Source organism: Streptomyces sp. NPDC020731, assembly GCF_044334705.1.
Lineage (GTDB): Bacteria > Actinomycetota > Actinomycetes > Streptomycetales > Streptomycetaceae > Streptomyces.
Map to the genome: position 1 here is coordinate 316,286 of NZ_JBIRTN010000007.1, position 22,744 is coordinate 339,029.

Annotated in this window: 18 protein-coding genes; 9 read left to right on the plus strand and 9 right to left on the minus strand. The window is 73.1% G+C overall.

The features are described from left to right. Positions 1 to 136 precede the first annotated feature (136 nt). Genes ACH4VX_RS13685 through ACH4VX_RS13695 form a run of 3 tightly spaced genes read right to left on the minus strand, consistent with a single transcriptional unit; the run spans position 137 to position 2,088 of the window. Entirely contained in the window at positions 137 to 1,042 is a 906-nt protein-coding gene (locus ACH4VX_RS13685; protein ID WP_398367570.1) for an aminoglycoside phosphotransferase family protein, read from the minus strand. Positions 1,043 to 1,087: 45 nt separating this feature from the next. Continuing rightward, the gene (locus tag ACH4VX_RS13690) at positions 1,088 to 1,567 is read right to left on the minus strand and encodes a ferritin-like domain-containing protein (protein WP_398367571.1); all 480 of its coding nucleotides are present in this window, start codon (positions 1,565 to 1,567) and stop codon (positions 1,088 to 1,090) included. After that, the gene (locus ACH4VX_RS13695; protein WP_398367572.1) at positions 1,564 to 2,088 is read right to left on the minus strand and encodes a hypothetical protein; all 525 of its coding nucleotides are present in this window, start codon (positions 2,086 to 2,088) and stop codon (positions 1,564 to 1,566) included. Before ACH4VX_RS13695 ends, ACH4VX_RS13690 begins: the two co-directional genes overlap by 4 nt. Positions 2,089 to 2,292: 204 nt before the next feature. Between ACH4VX_RS13695 and rimP the strand changes: the two genes are divergently transcribed. The 9 genes from rimP (at position 2,293) to ACH4VX_RS13740 (ending at position 14,546) form a co-directional block, all read left to right on the plus strand. After that, on the plus strand, positions 2,293 to 2,793 hold the full coding sequence (rimP, locus tag ACH4VX_RS13700) for a ribosome maturation factor RimP (protein WP_398367573.1): 501 nt from the start codon (positions 2,293 to 2,295) through the stop codon (positions 2,791 to 2,793). A 3-nt stretch (positions 2,794 to 2,796) separates the two neighbouring features. Further along, positions 2,797 to 3,783, plus strand: a complete 987-nt coding sequence (gene nusA / locus ACH4VX_RS13705; RefSeq protein ID WP_398367574.1) for a transcription termination factor NusA — start codon at positions 2,797 to 2,799, stop codon at positions 3,781 to 3,783. A gap of 102 nt (positions 3,784 to 3,885) precedes the next feature. After that, the gene (locus tag ACH4VX_RS13710) at positions 3,886 to 4,167 is read left to right on the plus strand and encodes a YlxR family protein (RefSeq protein ID WP_398367575.1); all 282 of its coding nucleotides are present in this window, start codon (positions 3,886 to 3,888) and stop codon (positions 4,165 to 4,167) included. A 185-nt stretch (positions 4,168 to 4,352) separates the two neighbouring features. Next, on the plus strand, positions 4,353 to 7,466 hold the full coding sequence (gene infB, locus ACH4VX_RS13715; RefSeq protein WP_398367576.1) for a translation initiation factor IF-2: 3,114 nt from the start codon (positions 4,353 to 4,355) through the stop codon (positions 7,464 to 7,466). 203 nt (positions 7,467 to 7,669) lie between these two features. Beyond that, positions 7,670 to 7,963, plus strand: coding sequence for a DUF503 domain-containing protein (locus tag ACH4VX_RS13720; RefSeq protein ID WP_398367608.1), 294 nt, complete (start codon positions 7,670 to 7,672; stop codon positions 7,961 to 7,963). A 49-nt stretch (positions 7,964 to 8,012) separates the two neighbouring features. Further along, positions 8,013 to 8,462, plus strand: a complete 450-nt coding sequence (gene rbfA / locus ACH4VX_RS13725) for a 30S ribosome-binding factor RbfA (protein WP_398367577.1) — start codon at positions 8,013 to 8,015, stop codon at positions 8,460 to 8,462. Further along, positions 8,459 to 9,364 carry a tRNA pseudouridine(55) synthase TruB gene (truB, locus tag ACH4VX_RS13730; RefSeq protein ID WP_398367578.1) on the plus strand — a complete coding sequence of 302 codons (906 nt, stop codon included), beginning with the start codon at positions 8,459 to 8,461 and terminating at the stop codon, positions 9,362 to 9,364. The genes rbfA and truB overlap by 4 nt, the downstream gene beginning before the upstream one ends. Positions 9,365 to 9,613: 249 nt before the next feature. Then, on the plus strand, positions 9,614 to 13,528 hold the full coding sequence (locus ACH4VX_RS13735; protein ID WP_398367579.1) for a trypsin-like peptidase domain-containing protein: 3,915 nt from the start codon (positions 9,614 to 9,616) through the stop codon (positions 13,526 to 13,528). Between the two features lie 64 nt (positions 13,529 to 13,592). Continuing rightward, positions 13,593 to 14,546, plus strand: coding sequence for a bifunctional riboflavin kinase/FAD synthetase (locus ACH4VX_RS13740; RefSeq protein ID WP_398367580.1), 954 nt, complete (start codon positions 13,593 to 13,595; stop codon positions 14,544 to 14,546). A gap of 264 nt (positions 14,547 to 14,810) precedes the next feature. On the opposite strand, the gene ACH4VX_RS13745 is transcribed toward ACH4VX_RS13740, so the two are convergent. From ACH4VX_RS13745 to ACH4VX_RS13770, 6 genes are all read right to left on the minus strand, one after another. Beyond that, positions 14,811 to 15,797: an ABC transporter ATP-binding protein gene (locus tag ACH4VX_RS13745; protein WP_398367581.1), complete on the minus strand. Its 987-nt coding sequence runs from the start codon at positions 15,795 to 15,797 to the stop codon at positions 14,811 to 14,813. Then, entirely contained in the window at positions 15,794 to 16,801 is a 1,008-nt protein-coding gene (locus ACH4VX_RS13750; RefSeq protein WP_398367582.1) for an ABC transporter ATP-binding protein, read from the minus strand. Before ACH4VX_RS13750 ends, ACH4VX_RS13745 begins: the two co-directional genes overlap by 4 nt. Next, a complete protein-coding gene (locus ACH4VX_RS13755; protein ID WP_398367583.1) occupies positions 16,798 to 17,712 on the minus strand; it encodes an ABC transporter permease in 915 nt (304 codons plus the stop codon). The genes ACH4VX_RS13750 and ACH4VX_RS13755 overlap by 4 nt, the downstream gene beginning before the upstream one ends. Further along, positions 17,709 to 18,782, minus strand: a complete 1,074-nt coding sequence (locus tag ACH4VX_RS13760) for an ABC transporter permease (protein ID WP_398367584.1) — start codon at positions 18,780 to 18,782, stop codon at positions 17,709 to 17,711. Before ACH4VX_RS13760 ends, ACH4VX_RS13755 begins: the two co-directional genes overlap by 4 nt. A gap of 16 nt (positions 18,783 to 18,798) precedes the next feature. Continuing rightward, the gene (locus ACH4VX_RS13765; protein WP_398367585.1) at positions 18,799 to 20,661 is read right to left on the minus strand and encodes an ABC transporter substrate-binding protein; all 1,863 of its coding nucleotides are present in this window, start codon (positions 20,659 to 20,661) and stop codon (positions 18,799 to 18,801) included. Between the two features lie 259 nt (positions 20,662 to 20,920). Continuing rightward, a partial coding sequence (locus tag ACH4VX_RS13770; RefSeq protein WP_398367586.1) for an AAA family ATPase occupies positions 20,921 to 22,744 on the minus strand: 1,824 nt, incomplete at its 5' end.

Sequence of the window (22,744 nt, forward strand, 5' to 3'; positions counted from 1 at the left end):
GGCCTGGGCTGGGGTCCCACCTTTGGGGAAGACACCTCGCAAGCGCCGGTCTGCGCGTCCCACCTCCGCCCCGCCCCGACGCCCTGCCGCGACACCGGCAGGGCGTCGGGGCTGCCGACGTCCAAGCGCCCAAGCGTCAAAGCCAGCCGGCGAACTCCAACAACAGTTCCGCGTCCCGCTCCCGCCCCACGCGCCGCGCCCGTACCCCCGACTCCACCGCCCGGAACAGCGTCCAGCCCAGCAGCCGCTCCCGGTCCACCTCCAGCGACTCCGCCAGCCGCTTCACCCGCCGCCGAGTCGTCGTCGCCCCCGAGGCCTGCGCGATGAGGTCCTCCACCCGGTCCCGCACCAGCCGCGCCAGATCGAACGCGTGCTCGCCGACCACGGGGTCCGGCCCCACCGCCAGCCACGGCATCCGCTCCCCGGACAGCACCTTGCTCTGCCGGAACGTCCCGTGCAGCAGACTCAGCTCGGGCGGCGCGGCCACCAGTTCGTCCCGGGCCGTCAGCGCCGCCTCCACCAGCGGAGCCACCTCCGGGTCGGCCGCCGCGCTCGCCCGCATCGCCCGCGCCTGCCGCTCCGTCCGCTCGGCCACCGTCTCGAAGCCGTGCCCGTCCGGCGGGTCCACCCAGAGCCGGCGCAGCGTCCCCGCGGCCTCCAGCAACGCCTTGGCCTCCGGCAACGACCGCACCGACACGTCCGGATGCAGCCGCTCCAGCAGCAGCACCCCCTCGGTCGCGTCCGACACCGGATCCAGCAGCTGGACCGCTCCCAGACCGCCCCAGTGGGCCAGCGCGGCCCGCTCGCTCCCCGGACGCGCCCGGCGCGGCGCCAGCTTCAGTACGGCGGGCGTCCCGTCGGCCGTCCGCACCAGCACGACCAGGCTGCTGCGCCCGCCGGGCACCTGCACCCGCTCCACGGTCAACTCACGCTGTGTGACGGCCTCGCGCGCCGCCTCCGGCAGCCCCTCCAGCCAGTCGTCACCCTCGGGCGCCGTCTCACCGAGCGCCCTCACCAGACGCTTCGGCGGTTCGAAAACCATGCGCGAGTCGTTCCCTTCCTGCTGTACGCGGTGCCCGCCGCCCCGTCACGCCGTCGGCGCCGGGGTCCCCGAAGCCGTACCGTCCCGCTCGGCGAGCCCAGGGAAGGCTACGCTCTCGCCGCTCCAGCGCACCGACCGCACCGCCGCCTCCCGCATCACCTCGGCGGCCCCCAGCCGCTGCTCGCCCCCGCTCGCGCGCACCAGATCGGCGTACACGCCGGCCACCCTGTCCTCCAGTTCCGCCGCCAGCCGGACCGCCGCGGCCGCGTCCGGCACCGGGAACGGCAGCGCGTAACCCGCGGCGGCGGCGACGGGCGCGCCCCCCGCGTCCTTCACCGCGCGCACCAGCGCGTCCCTGCGCGCCCGGTGCGCGTCGTACGCCGCCCGAGCCTCGGTGCGCCGCTCCTCGCCGATCCGCCCGCCGACGACCCCGTAGCCGTACACCGCCGCGTGCTCCGCCGCCAGGGCGGCCTGGAGGGCCCGCAGTTCCCGGTCCTTCGCCTCGCGCGACTCGCTCACCGTCATGCCTCCGTCAGCAGGTACACATGTGCCGCGCCGGCCGCCGCCACCGAGGCCAGCAGCCGGGCCAGCTCGCCCGGCGCGTCCAGCAGCGCCTTCGCGTGCCGGCCGGCGATCTCCCGCTCGGCGGCGGCGAGTCCGGCCAGGGCGTCCTTCTCCTTCGCGGGCACGGCGGGCGTGGTCGCCGACGGGGAGGCCGAGGTCGAGCCCGACCCGGACGGCGACGGCTCCGCCGCGTCACCGAACGCCTTCGCGTGCCGTACGACCTCCGCGCGCAGCGGACGCAGCCGCTCCGCCAGCTTCGGATGCGCGGCCACGACCGCGTCGTACCGCTCGGCCAGCTCCCTGCTGTCCCGGGCCGCACGCGCGCGTGCCCGGTCGGCGGCCGAGGGACGGCTGCCGCCGGAGGCGCCGGAGTCCTCGGACCCGGCGGAGCAACCGGCCACCAGCAGGGCTGCCGGGGCAACGGCGAGCAGACTCCTTCTGCGCGGCCCCGAACGGGCGCGCGGAGACGGGGGGAACGACACGGCAGACGTCCTCGGGGGCTCGTACGAACGTAGCGACGGAAGGTGGGGCGAGGCCCGTGATCACCGTACCCGTGTGCCCGCGCGGGGGCGCTCAGCGGCACCCTCCGTGACCGGGTGGACAGCAACACCCTCTGCGACCGGATACCCTTTGACCAGACACGCGCACCGTCCCACAACAGCACACGCGGCCGAGGAGTCACCCGGATGAGCACCACCCAGAGCGAGAGGCTTCGAGAACTTCTGGAACCGCTCGTCAGCTCCCAGGGCCTGGATCTCGAAGAGATCGCCGTGGACGCGGTCGGCCGCAAGCGTGTGCTGCGCGTCGTCGTCGACTCCGACACCGGAGCGGACCTCGACCGGATCGCCGATGTGAGCCGCGCGCTCTCGGCGAAGCTCGACGAGACGGACGCGATGGGCAGCGGGGAGTACACCCTCGAGGTCGGAACCCCGGGTGCGGAGCGCCCTCTCACCGAGCACCGGCACTACGTGCGCGCCACCGGCCGCCTGGCCCGGTTCCAGCTTGCCGAGGGCGGCGAACTGGTCGCCAGGATCATCGAGGCGGACGACGACGGTCTCGACCTCGAGGTGCCCGGGGTGAAGGGCCGCAGGGCCACCGCGCGCAGACTCGCCTTCGACGACATCACCAGGGCGCGCGTCCAGGTCGAGTTCAACCGCAAGGACAACGAGAAGGAAGAGGAGGCGTAATAAGTGGACATCGACATGAGTGCCCTTCGGCTCTTGGTACGGGAGAAGGAGATCTCCCTCCACCTGCTGGTCGAAGCGATCGAATCGGCCCTCCTCATCGCCTATCACCGCACCGGGGGAAGCCGCCGGCACGCGCGCGTGGAGCTCGACCGGGAGACCGGACATGTGACCGTGTGGGCGAAGGAGGACCCCGAGGACATCGAGGAGGGCCAGGAGGCCCGCGAGTTCGACGACACCCCGTCCGGCTTCGGCCGTATCGCCGCCACCACGGCCAAGCAGGTCATCCTGCAGCGCCTGCGCGACGCCGAGGACGACGCGACGCTCGGCGAGTACGCCGGCCGCGAGGGCGACATCGTCACCGGAGTGGTCCAGCAGGGCCGCGACCCGAAGAACGTGCTGGTCGACATCGGCAAGCTGGAGGCCATCCTGCCGGTGCAGGAGCAGGTGCCCGGCGAGACCTATCCGCACGGCATGCGGCTGCGCAGCTACGTCGTCCGGGTGGCCAAGGGGGTGCGCGGCCCGTCCGTCACCCTGTCGCGCACGCACCCCAACCTGGTGAAGAAGCTCTTCGCCCTGGAGGTGCCGGAGATCGCCGACGGGTCCGTCGAGATCTCCGCGATCGCCCGCGAGGCGGGCCACCGCACCAAGATCGCCGTACGCTCCACCCGCTCGGGCCTGAACGCCAAGGGCGCCTGCATCGGCCCCATGGGCGGTCGGGTGCGCAGTGTCATGGGCGAGCTGAACGGCGAGAAGATCGACATCGTCGACTGGTCCGACGACCCGGCCGAGATGGTGGCGAACGCGCTGTCACCGGCCCGGGTCTCCAAGGTGGACATCGTCGACATGGCGGCCCGCTCGGCCCGCGTGATCGTGCCGGACTACCAGCTGTCCCTGGCGATCGGCAAGGAGGGGCAGAACGCCCGCCTCGCCGCCCGTCTGACCGGCTGGCGGATCGACATCCGGCCGGACACGGAACAGGCCGGGGAATAGATCCAAGCCGCCGGTCGCTGAGATCACGACAGCTTTGCGCGCGGCAAGTGTTCGATTCTTGCCCCGAAGGGGTGAGGTCGGCCCGGGGAGGTAGACTAAGGAGTGTCTGGCCGGACACGTGCTGGCGTACGCCCCGAGCGCACCTGCGTGGGGTGCCGGGAGCGAGCGGTCAAGAGCGAGCTGCTGCGGATCGTGGTGATCGAGGACGCGTGCGTCCCGGATCCTCGCGGTACGCTGCCCGGCCGGGGTGCGTATGTACACCCCGCCCCGGTCTGTCTCGACCAGGCGGTGCGCCGCAGGGCGTTCCCGCGGGCGCTCCGTGTCCCGGGACCGCTCGACGTAAAGGCGTTGCGCCACTACGTCGAGCAGGCACAAGGTTGCTGAGCAGCGGCTCTCCGCCGACTGGACAGGCAACACGTAAGAACATGCCGCACGGAAGTCCCCGTGCGGCCTGGTACCTCGCGAGTCGAAAGCAGGTCGAGATTGCGATGAGCACTCGATGAGTACGCGATGAGTACGCCCATGAACTAGCGACGGTCCGGACGCAACCCGGACCTCAGAGGAGCGAAGTGGCTAAGGTCCGGGTCTACGAACTCGCCAAGGAGTTCGGTGTGGAGAGCAAGGTCGTCATGGCCAAGCTCCAGGAACTCGGTGAATTCGTCCGTTCGGCGTCTTCGACCATCGAAGCGCCCGTAGTACGCAAGCTGACTGACGCCTTCCAGCAGGGCGGGGGCAACGGCAAGTCCGCCGCGAAGCCCGGTGCGCCCCGCAAGGCGGCCCCCAGGCCCGCCGCGCCGTCCCCGGCGCAGGCTGGGGGCTCCTCCCACGGCGTCAAGCCAGTGGGGGAGCGTCCGGCCGCCCCGAAGCCGCCGGCCGCAGCACCCAAGCCCGCCGCGGCCCAGCCGCCGGCGGCTCCGTCGGCGCCCGCGCCGGCGGCCCCCGGTTCGCGTCCGACGCCGGGCCCGCGGCCCGCGCCGCGTCCGGCTCCGGCGGCCCCGGAGTTCCAGGCCCCGCCCGCGGCGGCGGCTCCGGCTCCGTCCGGTTCGAAGCCCGGCGGCGCGCGTCCCGGTGCGCCCAAGCCCGGCGGTCGTCCCGCCGGTCAGGGCCAGGGTGGTCAGGGGCAGGGCGGTCAGGGCCAGGGTGGTCAGGGTCGTCCGGCCGGTCAGGGTCAGCGCCCCGGTGGCGGCGCTCCGCGTCCGGGCGGTCGCCCGGCCGGTCCGCGTCCCGGTAACAACCCCTTCACCTCCGGTGGCTCCACCGGCATGGCCCGTCCGCAGGCGCCGCGTCCGCAGGGCGCGCGTCCCGGTCCGGGTGGTCCCGGCGGTGCCGGTCCCCGTCCGCAGGCCCCCGGTGGCCAGGGCGGCGGTCCGCGTCCGCAGTCTCCGGGCGGGCAGCGCCCGACCCCGGGCTCGATGCCGCGTCCGCAGGGCGGTCCCCGTCCCGGCGGCGGCGGCCCCGGCGGTCCGCGTCCGAACCCCGGCATGATGCCGCAGCGTCCCGCTGCCGGCCCGCGTCCCGGCGGTGGCCCCGGTGGCCGCGGTCCGGGCGGTGCGGGTCGTCCCGGTGGTGGCGGCGGCGGTCGTCCCGGTGGCGGCGGCGGTTTCGCCGGTCGTCCCGGTGGTCCCGGTGGCGGTGCCGGTCGTCCCGGTGGCGGCGGCGGTTTCGCCGGTCGTCCCGGTGGTGGCGGTGGCTTCGCCGGCGGCGGTGGCCGTCCCGGCTTCGGTGGCCGTCCCGGCGGTCCCGGTGGCCGCGGTGGCACGCAGGGCGCCTTCGGTCGTCCCGGTGGTCCCGCGCGTCGTGGCCGCAAGTCGAAGCGGCAGAGGCGCCAGGAGTACGAGGCCATGCAGGCCCCGTCGGTCGGCGGCGTGATGCTGCCTCGCGGCAACGGCGAGGCCATTCGCCTGTCGCGCGGTGCGTCCCTCACCGACTTCGCGGAGAAGATCAACGCCAACCCGGCGTCGCTCGTCGCGGTCATGATGAACCTCGGCGAGATGGTCACCGCGACCCAGTCCGTCTCCGACGAGACGCTCCAGCTCCTCGCGGGCGAGATGAACTACACGGTTCAGATCGTCAGCCCGGAGGAGGAGGACCGCGAGCTGCTCGAGTCCTTCGACCTGGAGTTCGGCGAGGACGAGGGCGACGAGGAGGACCTGGTGGTCCGCCCGCCGGTCGTCACCGTCATGGGTCACGTCGACCACGGTAAGACCCGACTGCTCGACGCCATCCGCAAGACGAACGTCATCGCGGGCGAGGCGGGCGGCATCACCCAGCACATCGGTGCCTACCAGGTCGCGACCGAGGTCAACGAGGAAGAGCGCAGGATCACCTTCATCGACACCCCGGGTCACGAGGCGTTCACCGCCATGCGTGCCCGTGGTGCGCGGTCGACGGACATCGCGATCCTGGTCGTCGCGGCCAACGACGGCGTCATGCCGCAGACGGTCGAGGCGCTCAACCACGCCAAGGCGGCCGAGGTCCCGATCGTCGTCGCGGTCAACAAGATCGACGTCGAGGGCGCCGACCCGACCAAGGTGCGCGGTCAGCTGACCGAGTACGGCCTGGTGGCCGAGGAGTACGGCGGCGACACCATGTTCGTCGACATCTCCGCCAAGCAGGGTCTGCACATCGACAGCCTCCTCGAGGCCGTCATCCTCACCGCGGACGCCTCGCTCGACCTGCGGGCCAACCCCACGCAGGACGCGCAGGGCATCTCGATCGAGTCCCGGCTCGACCGCGGCCGCGGTGCCGTGGCGACCGTCCTCGTCCAGCGAGGCACGCTGCGGGTCGGCGACACGATGGTGGTGGGCGACGCCTACGGCCGCGTGCGCGCCATGCTCGACGACAACGGCAACAACGTCGCCGAGGCGGGCCCGTCGACGCCGGTCCAGGTCCTGGGCCTGACCAACGTCCCGGGTGCGGGCGACAACTTCATCGTCGTCGACGAGGACCGTACGGCCCGTCAGATCGCCGAGAAGCGCGCCGCCCGTGAGCGCAACGCCGCGTTCGCCAAGCGCACGCGTCGCGTGTCGCTGGAGGACCTGGACAAGGTGCTCAAGGCCGGTGAGATCCAGCAGCTGAACCTGATCATCAAGGGTGACGCCTCCGGTTCGGTCGAGGCCCTCGAGTCCTCGCTGCTCCAGCTGGACGTCGGCGAAGAGGTCGACATCCGCGTCCTGCACCGCGGCGTCGGTGCGGTCACGGAGTCCGACATCGACCTGGCGATGGGCTCCGACGCCATCGTGATCGGCTTCAACGTGCGCGCCGCAGGGCGTGCCGCGCAGATGGCCGAGCGCGAGGGTGTGGACGTCCGGTACTACTCGGTCATCTACCAGGCGATCGAGGAGATCGAGGCGGCCCTCAAGGGCATGCTCAAGCCGGAGTACGAAGAGGTCGAGCTGGGTACGGCGGAGATCCGCGAGGTCTTCCGCTCGTCCAAGCTGGGCAACATCGCGGGTGTTCTCATCCGCTCCGGCGAGGTCAAGCGCAACACCAAGGCGCGCCTGCTGCGCGATGGCAAGGTCATCGCGGAGAGCCTCAACATCGTGGGCCTGCGTCGCTTCAAGGACGACGTCACCGAGATCCGCGAAGGCTTCGAGGGTGGTATCAACCTCGGAAACTTCAACGACATCAAGGTCGACGACGTCATCGCGACGTACGAGATGCGCGAGAAGCCGCGGGTGTAACACCCCACGGTGTGTACCGGCCGGCGGGACCCACCCGGGTCCCGCCGGCCGGCGCGTGTGTGCGCCAAGGCCCGGCGGCGCGGCCGGCGGAGCACAATATCCGTCGATCACCGCGTCCCCTTCGTTGTACGGTTCTGATGTCCCCGCCCACCACGGACGGCGGGGCCATCGATCCCGTGCCGGCGGGTGAACCGGTTGCACACATGTATGTGGGGACGCTGTCCTTCGACCTCCTCCTCGGCGACGTACATTCGCTGAAGGAGAAGCGCTCCGTCGTCCGCCCGATCGTCGCCGAGCTCCAGCGCAAGTACGCGGTGAGCGCGGCCGAGGTGGATCACATGGACCTCCATCGCAGGGCGGTCATCGGCCTGGCCATGGTGTCCGGCGACACGGGGCACCTGAGAGACGTACTGGACCGGTGCGAGCGGCTGGTCGCCGGGCGCCCCGAGGTGGAACTGCTGTCCGTCAGGCGGCGCTTCCACGGTGAAGACGACTGACGACCACAGCCCAGAGATACGCAGACAGGAAAGAACGGGAGACGGACCAGTGGCCGACAACGCGCGGGCGAAAAGGCTGGCGGACCTCATCCGAGAGGTGGTGGCCCAGAAGCTGCAGCGCGGGATCAAGGACCCGCGGCTCGGCTCGCACGTCACCATCACGGACACCCGGGTCACGGGTGACCTCCGGGAGGCGACCGTCTTCTACACGGTGTACGGGGACGACGAGGAGCGCAAGGCCGCGGCGGCCGGACTGGAGAGCGCCAAGGGCGTCCTGCGCTCCGAGGTGGGCCGGGCGGCGGGCGTGAAGTTCACACCGACCCTGGCCTTCGTCATGGACGCGCTCCCGGACACGGCACGCAACATCGAGGACCTCCTCGACAAGGCGCGCCAGTCCGACGCGAAGGTGCGCGAGGCGTCCGCGGGCGCCGCGTACGCCGGCGGGGCCGACCCGTACCGCAAGCCGGAAGACGACGAGACGGACGACACCGCCGAATGAACCGGAAGCACACCACGCCCGACGGCCTTGTCATTGTCGACAAGCCGTCGGGCTTCACTTCGCACGACGTGGTCGCCAAGATGCGCGGTATCGCGCGCACCCGGCGCGTCGGCCACGCCGGCACCCTCGACCCGATGGCGACGGGCGTCCTCGTCCTCGGCGTCGAGAAGGCGACCAAGCTCCTCGGCCACCTCGCGCTGACCGAGAAGGAGTACCTGGGCACCATCCGGCTCGGGCAGAACACGCTCACCGACGACGCCGAGGGGGAGATCAGCTCCTCCACCGACGCCTCCGCGGTCACCCGCGAGGCCGTCGACGCCGGCATCGCCGAGCTGACCGGCGACATCATGCAGGTGCCGTCCAAGGTCAGCGCCATCAAGATCAACGGGGTGCGCTCCTACAAGCGGGCCCGGGAGGGCGAGGAGTTCGACATTCCCGCCCGGCCGGTCACCGTCTCCTCGTTCTCCGTGTACGACGTCCGGGAGGCCGTCGCCGAGGACGGCACCCCGGTGCTGGACCTGGTGGTGTCGGTCGTCTGCTCCTCCGGCACCTACATCCGCGCCCTCGCCCGCGACCTGGGCGCCGGCCTGGGCGTCGGCGGGCACCTCACCGCACTGCGCCGCACCCGCGTCGGCCCGTACAAGCTGGACTCCGCGAGGACGCTGGACCAGCACCAGCAGGAACTGACGGTGATGCCGATCGCAGAGGCCGCCACGGCCGCGTTCCCGCGCTGGGACGTCGACGACCGGCGGGCCGGGCTGCTCACCAACGGGGTGCGGCTGGAGATGCCCGAGGAGTACGCCGGCTCCGGAGCCGTGGCCGTGTTCGGCCCCGAGGGCCGGTTCCTGGCGCTCGTCGAGGAGCAGCGGGGCAAGGCCAGGAGCCTGGCCGTCTTCGGCTGATCCGGTCCCGCGGATCCGCCCGTGGAGCGGCGTCACGGGGATGGACATGCCGCCGCTCCACGGTCCCCCTCGGTTCCCCCACCCCTAGGGTGTATCCATCCACCCCCGCCTGTTCACCCGTAAGTGCGGGCGCTCGGAGTGAACCGGGGGAGCGGAAGGGGGCGTGTTCACCGGACGATCTGTCCCGCTGATCATCCCGGCCCTACTGTCGCAGCCAAGGGCACGGATGAGTGACGGGAGGCTTCGGCGATGTCGTCCCCCTACGAACCCCGTCACGAACGGGACACCCCGGACGGGCCTCCGGGGCTGTTCGACGTCCTGGTCCGGCTGCACGACCTCGCCGGCCGGCCGCGCGGAACCGGCTTCGTGGCCGATCACCACGGCACGGTGATCACCAGTCACGAGGCGGTCGACGGTCTGCCCCGGCTCGTGCTGCACGCGGCGGCCGGCCGCCAGTGCGTGGTGACCGCGGACGCGGTGACCCCGCTGCCCGCGCTCGGCCTGGCCCTGGTCCGCAGCGAGGGGCTCGGCGTCGCACCGCTGCCGGTCACCGCGCGGCGCACCGTCCGGCCCGGCACCTATGTGCGGATCGCCGCCGGAGGCTGGCGCGAGGCGCGCGTGCTGGGGACGAGCCCCGTGACCTACACCGCCACCGACCGCGCGTATCCCCTCGACAGCGCCCTGGAGCTGGCGGTCGGCACCGCGGGCCGGGACGCGCTGCGGCTCGGCGGCGGCGCCGCCGGCGGCCCGGTGCTCGACGCCGCCACCGGCACCGTGCTCGGCGTCCTGGGCACCGCGCTCCGCTCGGACGACCGCGACGAGGGCTTCGCCGTACCGCTGCCTCCCCCGGCCTGTGCCGAGGGCCCGCTCGCCGAGCTGCTCGCCGAGAACGTGGCGACGGTCCCGGCCCACGGAGCCGATCTCAACCTCGCCGGGCTGGTGCGGCTCACGGCCGTCCCGGTCGGACGGGACGGGCCGCCCGGTGCCGTGGAGCCCGTCGACCGGCCCGCCGTACTCGCGGAGCTCGCCGCGTTCGAGCGGGGCGGGGCCACCGTGCTGGGCCTGGTCGGACCGCCCGGCAGCGGTCGCACGACGCAACTCGCGGAGCTCGCCGCCCGCCGTCACCGCGCGGGCCGGCCCACGCTCCGGCTGCGCGGTGCCGACCTGAGCGAGGACGACGGCTCGGTCGCGGACGCCGCCCGCCGGGCGCTGGACCGGGCCGCCGCTGTCGTCGCCGCCTCCCGCGCCCCGTTCCCGGCAGGCCCGGACGCTCTCGGTGACGTGAGCCCGGAGCGCCTGGCCGAACTCGCCCGCACGGCCGGCCGCCCCCTGCTGCTCCTTCTCGACGGCCCCGAGGAGACCCTGCTCGACAGGCCGGCCGAGTGGACCGCCGGGACCGCGCGGTGGCTGCGGGCCACGGGGACCCGGCTGGTGGTGGCGTGCCGTGCGGAGCACTGGGAGGGGGCGGGGTTCCCGGAAGAGCTGCTGCACGCCGGCGCACCACGCCCCGACGGGCTCCCCGCCTGTGTGGCCCTCGGCGACCTCACCGCCGAGGAGGCCCGCGAGGCGCGCGCCCGCCACGGCATCCCCGAGGGCGCGGTGGCCGACGCCGACGCCCGCCACCCCCTGACCCTGCGGATGCTCGCGGACGTCCGGTCCGCCCTCGCCGGCACCACTCCCGACGCCCCCGTCGACCGCGACGACGTCTTCTCGGCCCACCTGGACCTGATGTGCCTGCGGATCGCCGTCCGCCTCGCCGACGGGACCGGGGCCCGCGGCACCGCCGTACGCCGGCTCGCCGCCAAGGTCGCCGGACAGGTGCACGAAGCCGCCCGGCGCAGTCTCGGCGCGGGCGAGCTGGACCGGGAGGCGTTCGAGGCGGTGTTCCCCCGGGGGCCCGCCCCCGACCGGCTCGGCGGCGGCACCGGCTGGGCCTCGGCCGTGCTCGCCGAAGGGCTCTTCGTCCCGGCCGGGACGACCGGCTACCGGTTCGCGGACGAGGAACTGGCCGACTGGCTCCACGGCGCCCACCTCGACGTGGACGACGCCCTGCGCGCCCTGGTCCACACCGTCCCCGCCACCACGGCCCCCCACGTCGGCCGCCTCCCGCGGCCCGCCACCGCCGAGGACGGCTCCCCGCTGCCCGGCCACCGGCCCCGGCCCGCCGACGCTTCCGACGACCGGGACGCCGCTGACGGCCTTCCCCCGCTGTCCGGCCGCTGGGCCGATCCGGCTGCTGATCGCGGTGCTCCGCCCGTTGTCGCCTTCGACCCGTGGACCGTTGTCGGTCCCGACCCCTGGGCCGTCGCCGACACCGATTACCGGCCTGCTGACGACGGCCTTCTCCCGGCACCGTCCTTCCACCGCGGCCGTGCGGCGGCCGGCGCCCACCCGGAACCCGCCGCCGGCGACGGCGGTGCCGGTGTGGCTGTCGGCCGCCCGACACCGCCCGCCGCCGGCTCCGATGTACGGTCACGGTCCGCAGCCGGCCTCCGTCTCCCACCGGCCGACCGTCGGCCGGCCCCCGACGCCGGAGCCGTCCTTCCGGCCGTCACCCCCGTCCCGCACCACCGCATCGGCGCCGTCGTCGAGGCCCTGCTGTTTCTCGCGCGGCGGTACGGGAGCCGGCGGCTCTCCTCGCGGCTCACGGATCTGGTGCACGCCCTCGACGCCGGCCCGGGTTCCTGGTGGGCGGCCCGCCTGCTCGGCGGGACCCTCGCGTGCGTGGCCGACGCGACGCCGTACACGGACGTGCTGCGGCTGCTGGCCGACCGTCTCGTGGCCTGGCGGGAACAGCGGCGGGGCGGGGTGCCGACCGAGCTGGGGCCCGCCTTCTGGGCCGCTCTCCGGCTGCCGCTGGAAACGCGGTGCGCACTGCTGCGCCGGCTCGTCCACGCCGACGGCCCGCCGTGCGAGAACGGGCCCCGCTTCCTCGACGCCACCGCCCGGCTGCTCGCCGCCGACCCCGTCGCCGTACTGCCGTACCTCATCCGCTGGTTCGAGGACGAGCGGCCGCTGCCCGCAACCCCGCACGCGACCGTGGCGACCGCCGCGCAGGCGCTGCTGCACACCCACCGGCACGCGGCCCCGGACGCGCTGACGGAGGCGCTCGCCGACAGCACGCACCGGCGGGCCGACCAGCTGCTCACCGTGCTGACGGAGGAGGAGCCCGCCGCGATGTGCAGGGCCGTCGACCGGTGGGCGAAGGACGAACGACCCGCACGCCGGGCCACGGCCGTCGCCCACGGACTGCGGGTCGCGCCGTACGCCCGCGACGACACCGACCGCACCCTGCTGAGGTACGCGGCGCTCGCCGTCCTCGTCCGCACCGCCGACCGCGATCTGCACGGCGGCGCCCTCGCCCTCCTCGTCCGCGACCCGAACAGCAGGGACCGTCACCTCGCGCGGACCCTGGAGCGCTTCGCGGCCGGCGACCCCCACCTCCCGCCGAGCGCGCTCACCCCCGCCCTCGACACCCACCCGGAGCCCGTCCTCGACGCCTTCCGGACCAGGCTCGGCGGAACCGACGCGGGTGAGACGTTCCGCGCCCTCGCCGACGCCACCCCACCCGCCCTGGCCCGCCCGGTCGCCGCACTCGTACGGGAGACGGTGGAGCGGCGGCCGGAGCTGACGGGACACGTGGCCGCGTACGCCGACGGACGACTGGAACGGGGCCCGGCCGCCCGCGCCGTACTGAGGCCCCTGCTCACCGGCCTGCTCGACGGCGGCCCGCAACCGCTCCGGGTGGCCCTCGCCGGCGTCCTCGCCGGCCCCGGGACACCGGCCTCCCGCCCGCTGCGCCGTGAACTGCTGGACACCCTGCTCGCCCGCGAGTCCGACCCCGCCGTCCTGGAGGCGGTGCTGCTCGCCGCGGTCCGGAACACCGGCCCCGAGCCGCGCGTCCTCGTCCACCGCACCGGGCTGCTCCTCGTCCGTACCGCGGAGGGCGCCGCCCGCTTCGACCGCTGCCTGGCCGACCTGGGCCGTCATGTGCCGGGCTTCGCCGCCGCCCTGGCCGGCTGGCTGACGGAGGCCCCGCGCGAGTGGACCACGCTCGTCGGGCCCGCCACCCGCCGGACGATCGAGAACCCGGCCGGCACGTGCACCCCGTCACACAGCCCCCATGCCGATGCGGGCCCCCGGCACGCGGCATGGCACCCTTAGAGCTGCGCAGAGAAGTCCATGGACCCGGGTTCGTTCGACAAGGTTTCGACAAGGAGCAGGCACAGTGCAGCGCTGGCGTGGCTTGGAGGACATCCCCCAGGACTGGGGACGCAGCGTCGTCACCATCGGCTCCTACGACGGGGTCCACCGCGGGCACCAGCTGATCATCCGCCATGCCGTGGACCGCGCCCGGGACCTCGGCGTCCCCGCCGTCGTCGTCACCTTCGACCCGCACCCCAGCGAGGTCGTCCGCCCCGGCAGCCACCCCCCGCTGCTCGCCCCGCACCACCGGCGCGCCGAACTCATGGCCGAGCTGGGCGTCGACGCGGTCCTCATCCTCCCCTTCACCACCGAGTTCTCGAAGCTGTCCGCCGCCGACTTCGTCGTCAAGGTGCTGGTCGACAAGCTGCACGCCAGGGCGGTCGTCGAGGGCCCCAACTTCCGCTTCGGCCACAGGGCCGCGGGCAACGTGGAGTTCCTCACCGAGCAGGGCGAGGTCTACGACTTCGACGTCGAGGTCGTCGACCTGTACGTGAGCGGTGAGGCGGGCGGCGGCGAGCCGTTCTCCTCCACGCTCACCCGCCGCCTGGTCGCCGAGGGCGAGGTCGAGGGCGCCGCCGAGATCCTGGGCCGCCCGCACCGGGTGGAGGGCGTGGTCGTCCGGGGCGCCCAGCGCGGCCGCGACCTGGGCTTTCCCACGGCCAATGTCGAGACCCTCCCGCACACCGCGATCCCCGCCGACGGCGTCTACGCCGGCTGGCTGCACGCCCAGGACGAGGCCATGCCGGCCGCGATCTCCGTCGGCACCAACCCCCAGTTCGACGGCACCGAGCGCACGGTCGAGGCGTACGCCATCGACCGCGTCGGCCTCGACCTGTACGGGCTCCACGTCGCCGTCGACTTCCTGGCCTTCGTGCGCGGCCAGGCCAGGTTCGACACGCTGGAGGCGCTGCTGGAGCAGATGGCCGAGGACGTCAGGCGCTGCAAGGACCTCGTGGCCGCGGCCGAGAAGCCGTAGGGCCTGCCCGGCGGATCACGCCGCAGACGCGGGGTCCGGCACGCCCTCCCCAGAAGGGGCCCCAGCGGCGTTGTCGTCGGTCGCCGACTCCCCCTCGCTCGGCTTCGCCCGCGCGGGGGACCCCCATCGCGTCGACTCCCTCCTCCGCCTTGCAGCCGCACGCTCGGCTTCGCCCGCGCGGGGGACCCCATCGCCCCCGCTCACCTGTGCTTCGAAGCGCCGCCGGTTTCCTCCGGATTGGTCCGCCGGACAGGCCCTGGCCGGTCAGCCCTTCCCGGCGTGCGCCCAGTGGCACGCCACCTGTGCCGCGCCGCCCCCGTCGAGGATCTCCGGGTCCTGGCCCCGGCACGCCTCCGCCACCCCCGCCCGGTCCGCCTCGCCGCCCGCCAGGATCTGGCAGCGGGCGTGGAACCGGCAGCCGGACGGGACGCGGGACGGGTCCGGGGGCTCGCCCGTGAGGACCACCGGCTCGCCCGGCGCCTCGGGCAGCACCGACAGCAGGGCCCGGGTGTACGGATGCCGGGGTTCCGTCAGGACCCGCTCCACCGCCCCGGTCTCCACGATCCGGCCCAGGTACATCACCGCGACCCGGTCGGCGATGTTCCAGGCCAGCCCCAGATCGTGCGTGACCACCAGCGCGGACAGGCCCAGTTCGGCGCGCAGCCGCAGCAGCAGGGCCAGGATCTCCCCGCGTACGGACGCGTCCAGCGAGGCCACCGGCTCGTCGGCGACGAGGAGTTCGGGTTCCAGCACCAGCGCGCCCGCGATCACCACACGCTGCCGCTGACCGCCGGACAGCTCGTGCGGATAGCGCAGGAAGAAACGCTCCGGCGGGCGCAGCCCGGCCCGGGACAGGGCGTCGGCGACCATGGCCCGCTCGTCACCGCCGTGGCCGTGGATACGCAGCCCCTCGGCCACCGCGTCGTACACCGTGTGCCGCGGATTGAGCGAGCCGCTCGGGTCCTGCAGCACCAACTGCACGCGCCTGCGGTACGCCTTCAGGGAGCGGCCGGAGTACTCCAGCGGCCGTCCGTCGAAGGTGACCCGGCCCGCGGTCGGCTCGACCAGACCCAGCAGGGCGCGGGCCAGCGTCGTCTTGCCGCAGCCCGACTCACCGACGAGGGCGACGATCTCACCGGGACGGATGTCCAGATGGACACCGTCCACGGCCCGGGCGTCCGGGGCCCCGTGCCGGCCCGGGAAGGTGACGTGTACGCCCTCGGCACCGAGGAGCGGGGAAGAGGTGGTCATGGGGTGCTGCGCCTCGCTTCCTCCAGGGAATCCGGTTCACCGGCCGCCGTACCTTCCGCGGCGACCCGTACGCACGCCACCCGCCGGTCCGGCCCCGCGTCCCGCAGTGGCGGGTCCTCCGTGGCGCAGGAGGCCGGCGCCACCGGGCACCGTGGATGGAACGTGCAGCCCGACGGCAGCGCCGCCGGGTCCGGCGGATCGCCCGGCAGGCCACGCGGCGCGAAGCGCGACGCCGGGTCACCGATGCGCGGGAACGCGGCCGACAGCGCCTGGGCGTAGGGGTGGCGGGCGGCCTCGTACACGTCTCCCGCCGGGCCCTCCTCCACCACCCGGCCCGCGTACATCACCGCGAGCCGGTCGCAGGTGCCGGCGAGGACCGCCAGATCGTGACTGATCATGATCAGCCCGACGTCCTGGTCCGCGACCAGCCGTTCGATCAGCCGCAGGATCTGCGCCTGGATCATCACGTCCAGCGCGGTCGTCGGCTCGTCGGCGATGATCAGCCGCGGATCGCAGGCCAGCGCCATGGCGATCATGACGCGCTGCCGCTGACCGCCGGACAGCTCGTGCGGGTAGGCCGTCGCACGGGGGGCCGCCAGACCGACCTGCTCCAGCAGCTCCCCGGTCTTCTTCCGCGCCCCGGCCGGGGTCGCCCTCCGGTGCAGCAGGACCGGCTCGGCGATCTGGTCGCCGATGCGCCGCACGGGGTTGAGGGAGTGCATCGCCCCCTGGAACACGATGGACGCCCCGGCCCACCGGACCGCCCGGACCCGGCCCCACTTCATGGCCAGCACGTCCTCACCGTCCAGCAGGATCTCGCCGCCCACCCGGGTCCCCGCCGGCAGCAGCCGCAGCAGTGCCAGTGCCAGGGTGGACTTGCCGCAGCCCGACTCCCCGGCGATCCCCAGCTTGCGGCCCGCGTCCAGCCGTAGATCCACCCCGCGCACGGCGGCCGCCCCGCCCGGGTACGTGACCGTCAGCCCTCTGACGTCGAGCAGACTCAACGGGACACCCCCAGCCTGGGGTTGAGGACGGACTCCACGGCCCGTCCGCACAGTGTGAACGCCAGCGCCACCACGGCGATGGCGATGCCCGGTGGCACCAGGTACCACCAGTGTCCGGCGCTGATCGCACCCGCCTCCCGCGCGTCCTGCAGCAGCCCGCCCCACGACACCACCGTCGGATCACCGAGTCCCAGGAAGGCCAGCGTCGCCTCCGCCAGGATCGCCGAGGAGATGATCAGCGTCGTCTGCGCCAGCACCAACGGCATCACATTGGGCAGCACATGCCGGGACATGATGTGCCAGTGCCCGCCACCGAGTGCCCGCGCCCGCTCGATGTACGGCCGGGTCTCCACCGCCAGCGTCTGCGCCCGCACCAGCCGGGCCGTCGTCGGCCAGGTCGTCACCCCGATCGCCACGACGATCGTCAGCAGCGAACGGGACATCACCGTGGCCAGCGCGATCGCCAGCACCAGCGTCGGCATCACCAGGAACCAGTCGGTGATCCGCATCACCACCGTCGCGTACCAGCCCCTGAAGTGTCCCGCCGTCACCCCGATCACCATGCCGATCATCACCGACAGCACGGCCGCGAGCAGCCCCACCAGCAGCGACACCCGCGCACCCCAGATCACCAGGCCGAGCAGGTTCCGCCCGAACCGGTCGGCGCCGAAGGGCAGCTCACTGCTCGGGCTCTCCAGCGGGCTGCCCGGCGCGTCCGTCACGTCGTCCACGTCGGAACCGACGAGCAGCGGAGCGGCCAGGGCGAGCAGCGCGAACAGCGCGAGCGTGGTGAGGCCGAAGAGACCGGCCCGGTGTGTGCGGTACCGCCGCCAGAAACGCGCGACCGAGGCCCGGCGCCGCTGCCACGCCATGGCGCGAGGGCGCGCGGCCGGCACCTTCTCCGTCGTCATCGGACCACCCGGGGATCGAACAGCGGATAGATCAGATCGGCGAGCGTGTTCATCACGATCACCGCGGCGGCGAACACGAAGAACAGCCCCTGCACCAGCGGCAGATCGGGCACGCTCAGCGCCTGGTAGAACAACCCGCCGAGGCCCGGCCAGGAGAAGACCGTCTCCACCAGGATCACACCGGCCACCGTCCGTCCGAGGTTGATGAAGATCAGCGTCACGGTCGGCAGCAGCGCGTTGGGCACCGCGTGCCGACGCCGTACGAGGTCGTCGCGCAGCCCCTTGGCCCGCGCGGTCGTCAGATAGTCGCTGCCCATCTCGTCCAGCAGCGCCGACCGTGTCACCAGCAGGGTCTGCCCGTACTCCACGGCCACCAGCGTCACCACCGGCAGGACCAGGTGGTGCGCCACGTCCACGACGTACGCGAAGCCCTCCTCACCGCCCGACTCCATGCCACCGGTCGGGAACAGCCCCGGCAGCGGGCCGATCCCCACCGACAGCGTGATGATCAGCAGCAGCCCCAGCCAGAACGACGGCAGGGAGTAAAGGACCAGCGCCAGCCCCGTGTGGAACCGGTCCCCGAACCGCCCGTGCCGCCACGCCGACCGGGTGCCGAGGACGATGCCGAGCACCGTGTACAGCACGAAGGCGGTGCCGGTGAGCAGCAGCGTGTTCGGCAACGCCTCCGTGATCTTGTCGACCACGGGCGCGTTGAACTGGTACGACGTTCCCAGATCGCCGGTGAGCGCCTTGCCGCAGTAGTCGGTGAACTGCTGCCACAGCGGCAGATCCAGTCCGAACTGTTCCCGGTAGGCGGCCAGTTGCCCGGCCGACACCTGACGGCCGCCGGTCATGAACTTCACCGGGTCGCCGGGGATCAGCCGGAAGAGGAAGAAGCTGGTGACGAGGACGGCGAGGAGGGACACGGCCGCGCCGGTCACCTTGCCCGCCACGTACCGGGGACAGGCGGTGGTGACACGGCGGCCGGCCGTCGCCGGCCCGTCCTTCGACGGGCCGGCGGCGGCACCCGTGCCCCCGCCGGCGGATGCGGATGGCGCGTCGGAGGTCATGAGTCCCGTCCGCCGTCTACTCGCGGTCCTCGGCCGTGGCCCGTCGCCGCATCGCGACGAACGCCCCCAGCCCCGCGAGGACGACGACACCCGCGACGATCCCGACGACCACGCCCGTCGACGACGAATCGCCGCCCGCGTCACCGGAGTCCGCCGGCACCGCCGACCACCAGCTCCAGTAGCCGTCCTGGCCGTAGATGTTGCCCGCCTTCGCCGGCATGGTGGTGATCGACTCGATCTGGTCCGTGCGGTACGCCTCGACCGCGTTCGGATACGCCATGACATTCATGTACCCGAGGTCGTACAGCCGCGACTCCATCTGCCGGACGATGTCCGCCCGTTTGCCGGCGTCGTACTCGGCGAGCTGCCGGCCGTACAGCTCGTCGTACGTCTTGTCGCAGATGAAGTTGTCGGTCGCGCCGGTCTCCTCCGGGGTCGCCGGGAGCGCCGCGCAGGTGTGGATGGACAGCACGAAGTCGGGGTCCGGGTTGACCGACCAGCCGTCGAAGGCCAGGTCGTACTCACCGGCGAGCCAGGGATCGGTCACGTTGTCCAGGCAGTTGAGCGTCACCCCGATACCGAGGTCGCCCCACCACTCCTCGAGGTACTGGCCGATCGCCTTGTCGTTCGGGTCGGTGGCGTGGCACAGCACGCGGTAGTCGATCGGCTTGCCGTCCTTGCCGACCCGCCTGCCGTCGCCGTTCTTCCTGTAGCCGGCCCGGTCGAGCAGCCGGGCCGCCTCCGCCGGGTCGTACGCCAGCTCCTGGCCGGCCGACGGCTCCCAGAAGTACTGCGAGAAACGCGGCGGGATGTAGCCGGCGCCCTCCACGGCGTGCCCCTGGAACACCTTGTCGATGATGGTCTTCCGGTCCACCGCCATGAACAGCGCGTTGCGCACCCGCTGGTCGAGCAGCGAGGGGTGCCCGTCACCCATCTTCTCGCCGTTCTTCGCCTTGGCGCCCGGGTTGGTGGCCAGCGCGTAGAAGCGGCGGCCCGGAGCGTCGTTGACCCGGATGTTCTTCTCACTCTTCAGCGAGGCCGACTGGGCGGGCGTGAGGGACGGCGACCCGGCGACGAACGACACCTCGCCCTTGCGCAGCGCCGACACCGCCGCGTCCTGGTCCTTGTAGTAGCGGAAGACGAGTTCGTCGAACTTGGGGGCCCCGCGCCAGAAGTCCTTGTTGGCCTTCAGCCGCACGTAGCTGTCGGCCTTGTAATCGGTGAGGACGAACGGCCCGTTGCCGACGACGGGGAAGTCCTTGTCGTTGTTGAACTCGGAGTAGTCGTCGACCTTCTCCCACACGTGCTTGGGCACGATCGGCACGTCCAGCGCCGTCATCGTGGCCTGTGGCTTCTTCAGCTCGATGACCAGCCGGGTGGGGCTCGGCGCGGTGACCTTCTCGAAGTTGGCGACGTAACTGCCGTTCGCGGTGGCGGCGCCCGGGTCGGACATCATCGTGTTGAACGTCCAGGCCGCGTCCTGGGCGGTGGCCTGCTCGCCGTCCGACCACGCGGAGTCCGGGCGGATGGTGTACGTCCAGGTCAGCTTGTCCGGCGACGACTCCCACTTGGTGGCCAGCCCCGGGATGACGTGGTTGTCCTCGGGGTCGTAGTTCGTCAGGTACTCGTAGGTGAGCCGGTGGATGCTCGTACTGAGCAGCCGTACCGCCAGGAACGGGCTGAGCGAGTCGACGCTCTGTGCCACCGCGACGGTCAGCACCTTCTTGCCGTCGTCGGCCGCCCGGGCCTGCTGCGGCGCCGGGTTGAGCGGGGTGGCGAGCCCGGCGCTGAGGGTGAGTGCGGCGGCGCCGGCCGCCATGACGAGCCGGGTGCGGCCCGGGGTGCGGTGGTGACCGCCGTACTGATCGTTCGTGTCCATGGTCGCTGACCTCGCGTCATCGCTCGCACGGGAAGGACGGGTTGGATCAGATGAGTGTGTCTATCAGCGGCCACTGCGAGCGTCAACGGCGCGAACACCCCATGTGGCCTGCGGAAACAACGAGTTGGCGTACATGGTGCGCTCATTGGTCGAGACCGGTGACGCACTGCTGGCCAGGACCTGACGAGGGGTTTCGGCCCCGCACGCGGAAGCGGCCCCTCGAAAGGGGCCGCTCGGCCGAATGGATGGACGCGGTGCCTTACTGCCGGCCGGGGTGGGGAGGATGGGGCCGGCCCTGGCCCGGGACCTGCGGGTACGGGTAGCCCGGCTGGGCCGGGGGCTGTCCGGGCTGCGGCTGCTGGGGATACGGGCCCGGCTGGCCGGGGACGGCCTGACCGGGCATGGGCTGACCGGGCATGGGCTGACCCGGGACGGGCTGGCCGGGGAAGGGCTGGCCCGGCATCGGCGGGGCGGCGACCGGCGGCGGGTTGCCGTCGGAGGTCCACAGACCGTGCGACTGCTGATGCCGTACAAAGTCCTCGGCGACCAGCGCCGCGAGGTTGAAGTACGCCTCCCGCACCTTCGGCCGCATCATGTCGAGGTCGACCTCCGCACCGGCGGACAGATGCTCGTCGAACGGTACGACGAGCACGCCCCGGCACCGGGTCCGGAAGTGCGCCACGATGTCGTCGACCTTGATCATCTTGCCGGTCTCGCGCACCCCGGAGATCACGGTGAGGGAGCGCGAGACGAGGTCCGCGTACCCGTGCGCGGACAGCCAGTCCAGCGTCGTGCTGGCACTGCTCGCACCGTCCACGGACGGCGTGGAGATGATGATCAGCTGGTCGGCGAGGTCCAGCACACCGCGCATGGCGCTGTAGAGCAGACCCGTACCGGAGTCGGTGAGGATGACCGGGTACTGCTTGCCGAGCACGTCGATCGCGCGCCGGTAGTCCTCGTCGTTGAAGGCCGTGGACACGGCCGGGTCGACGTCGTTGGCGATGATCTCCAGCCCGGACGGCGCCTGTGAGGTGAACCGCCGGATGTCCATGTACGAGTTGAGGTACGGGATCGCCTGGACGAGGTCACGGATGGTGGCCCCGGTCTCGCGCCGCACACGGCGGCCGAGCGTACCGGCGTCCGGGTTGGCGTCGATCGCGAGGATCTTGTCCTGCCGCTCGGTGGCGAGGGTGGCGCCGAGGGCGGTGGTGGTGGTCGTCTTGCCGACGCCGCCCTTGAGGCTGATGACGGCGATGCGGTAGCAGGACAGCACCGGCGTACGGATCAGCTCCAGCTTCCGCTGCCGCTCGGCCTCCTCCTTCTTCCCGCCCAGCTTGAAACGCGAACCGCCGGCCGCGGGGCGGCTGCTCTTCGCCTTCTGCTTCTTGCTGTTGAGCAGCCGGTCCGAGGACAACTCCACGGCAGCGGTGTAACCGAGGGGCGCCGCACCGGGGTTGGTCGGCTGCCGCTGGTCGTGCTGAATGGGCTGTGGCCAGGCAGCCCCGGTCCGCGGATCGACGGGCTGCTGCGGCGGCTGCCCCTGCTGAGGCACGGCGGGCTGCTGCGGTTGCTGCTGAGGGAAGCCGTGACCGGCGGGCTGAGCCGGGGCGGCCCCCGGCTGAGGGAAGCCGTATCCGGCCTGCGGACCGGGCACGGGCGGGGTGCCGGGCTGGGGGAGACCGTACCCGGCGTGCGCGTTGGGAGCGGGGGCGCTCTCGGGCTGCTGTGCGGGAGGCGTCGGGACCGCCGCGCCGGGTTGCGGGAAGCCGTATCCGGCCGGGGTGTTGGGTGCCGGTGCGGGCGGAGTCTCGGGCTGCTGTGCGCGGGGCTGCGGGAATCCGTATCCCGCCTGCGGGTCGGGTGCGGGGGCGGCTTCGGGCTGTGGGTTCGCCGCGCCGGGGGCGCCCACGGGCGGGAAGCCGTATCCGGCGGGCTGGGCCGGGGGCGTCGGGACCGCCGCGCCGGGTTGCGGGAAGCCGTATCCGGCTGGGGTGTTGGGTGCCGGTGCGGGCGGAGTCTCGGGCTGCTGTGCGCGGGGCTGCGGGAATCCGTATCCCGCCTGCGGGTCGGGTGCGGGGGCGGC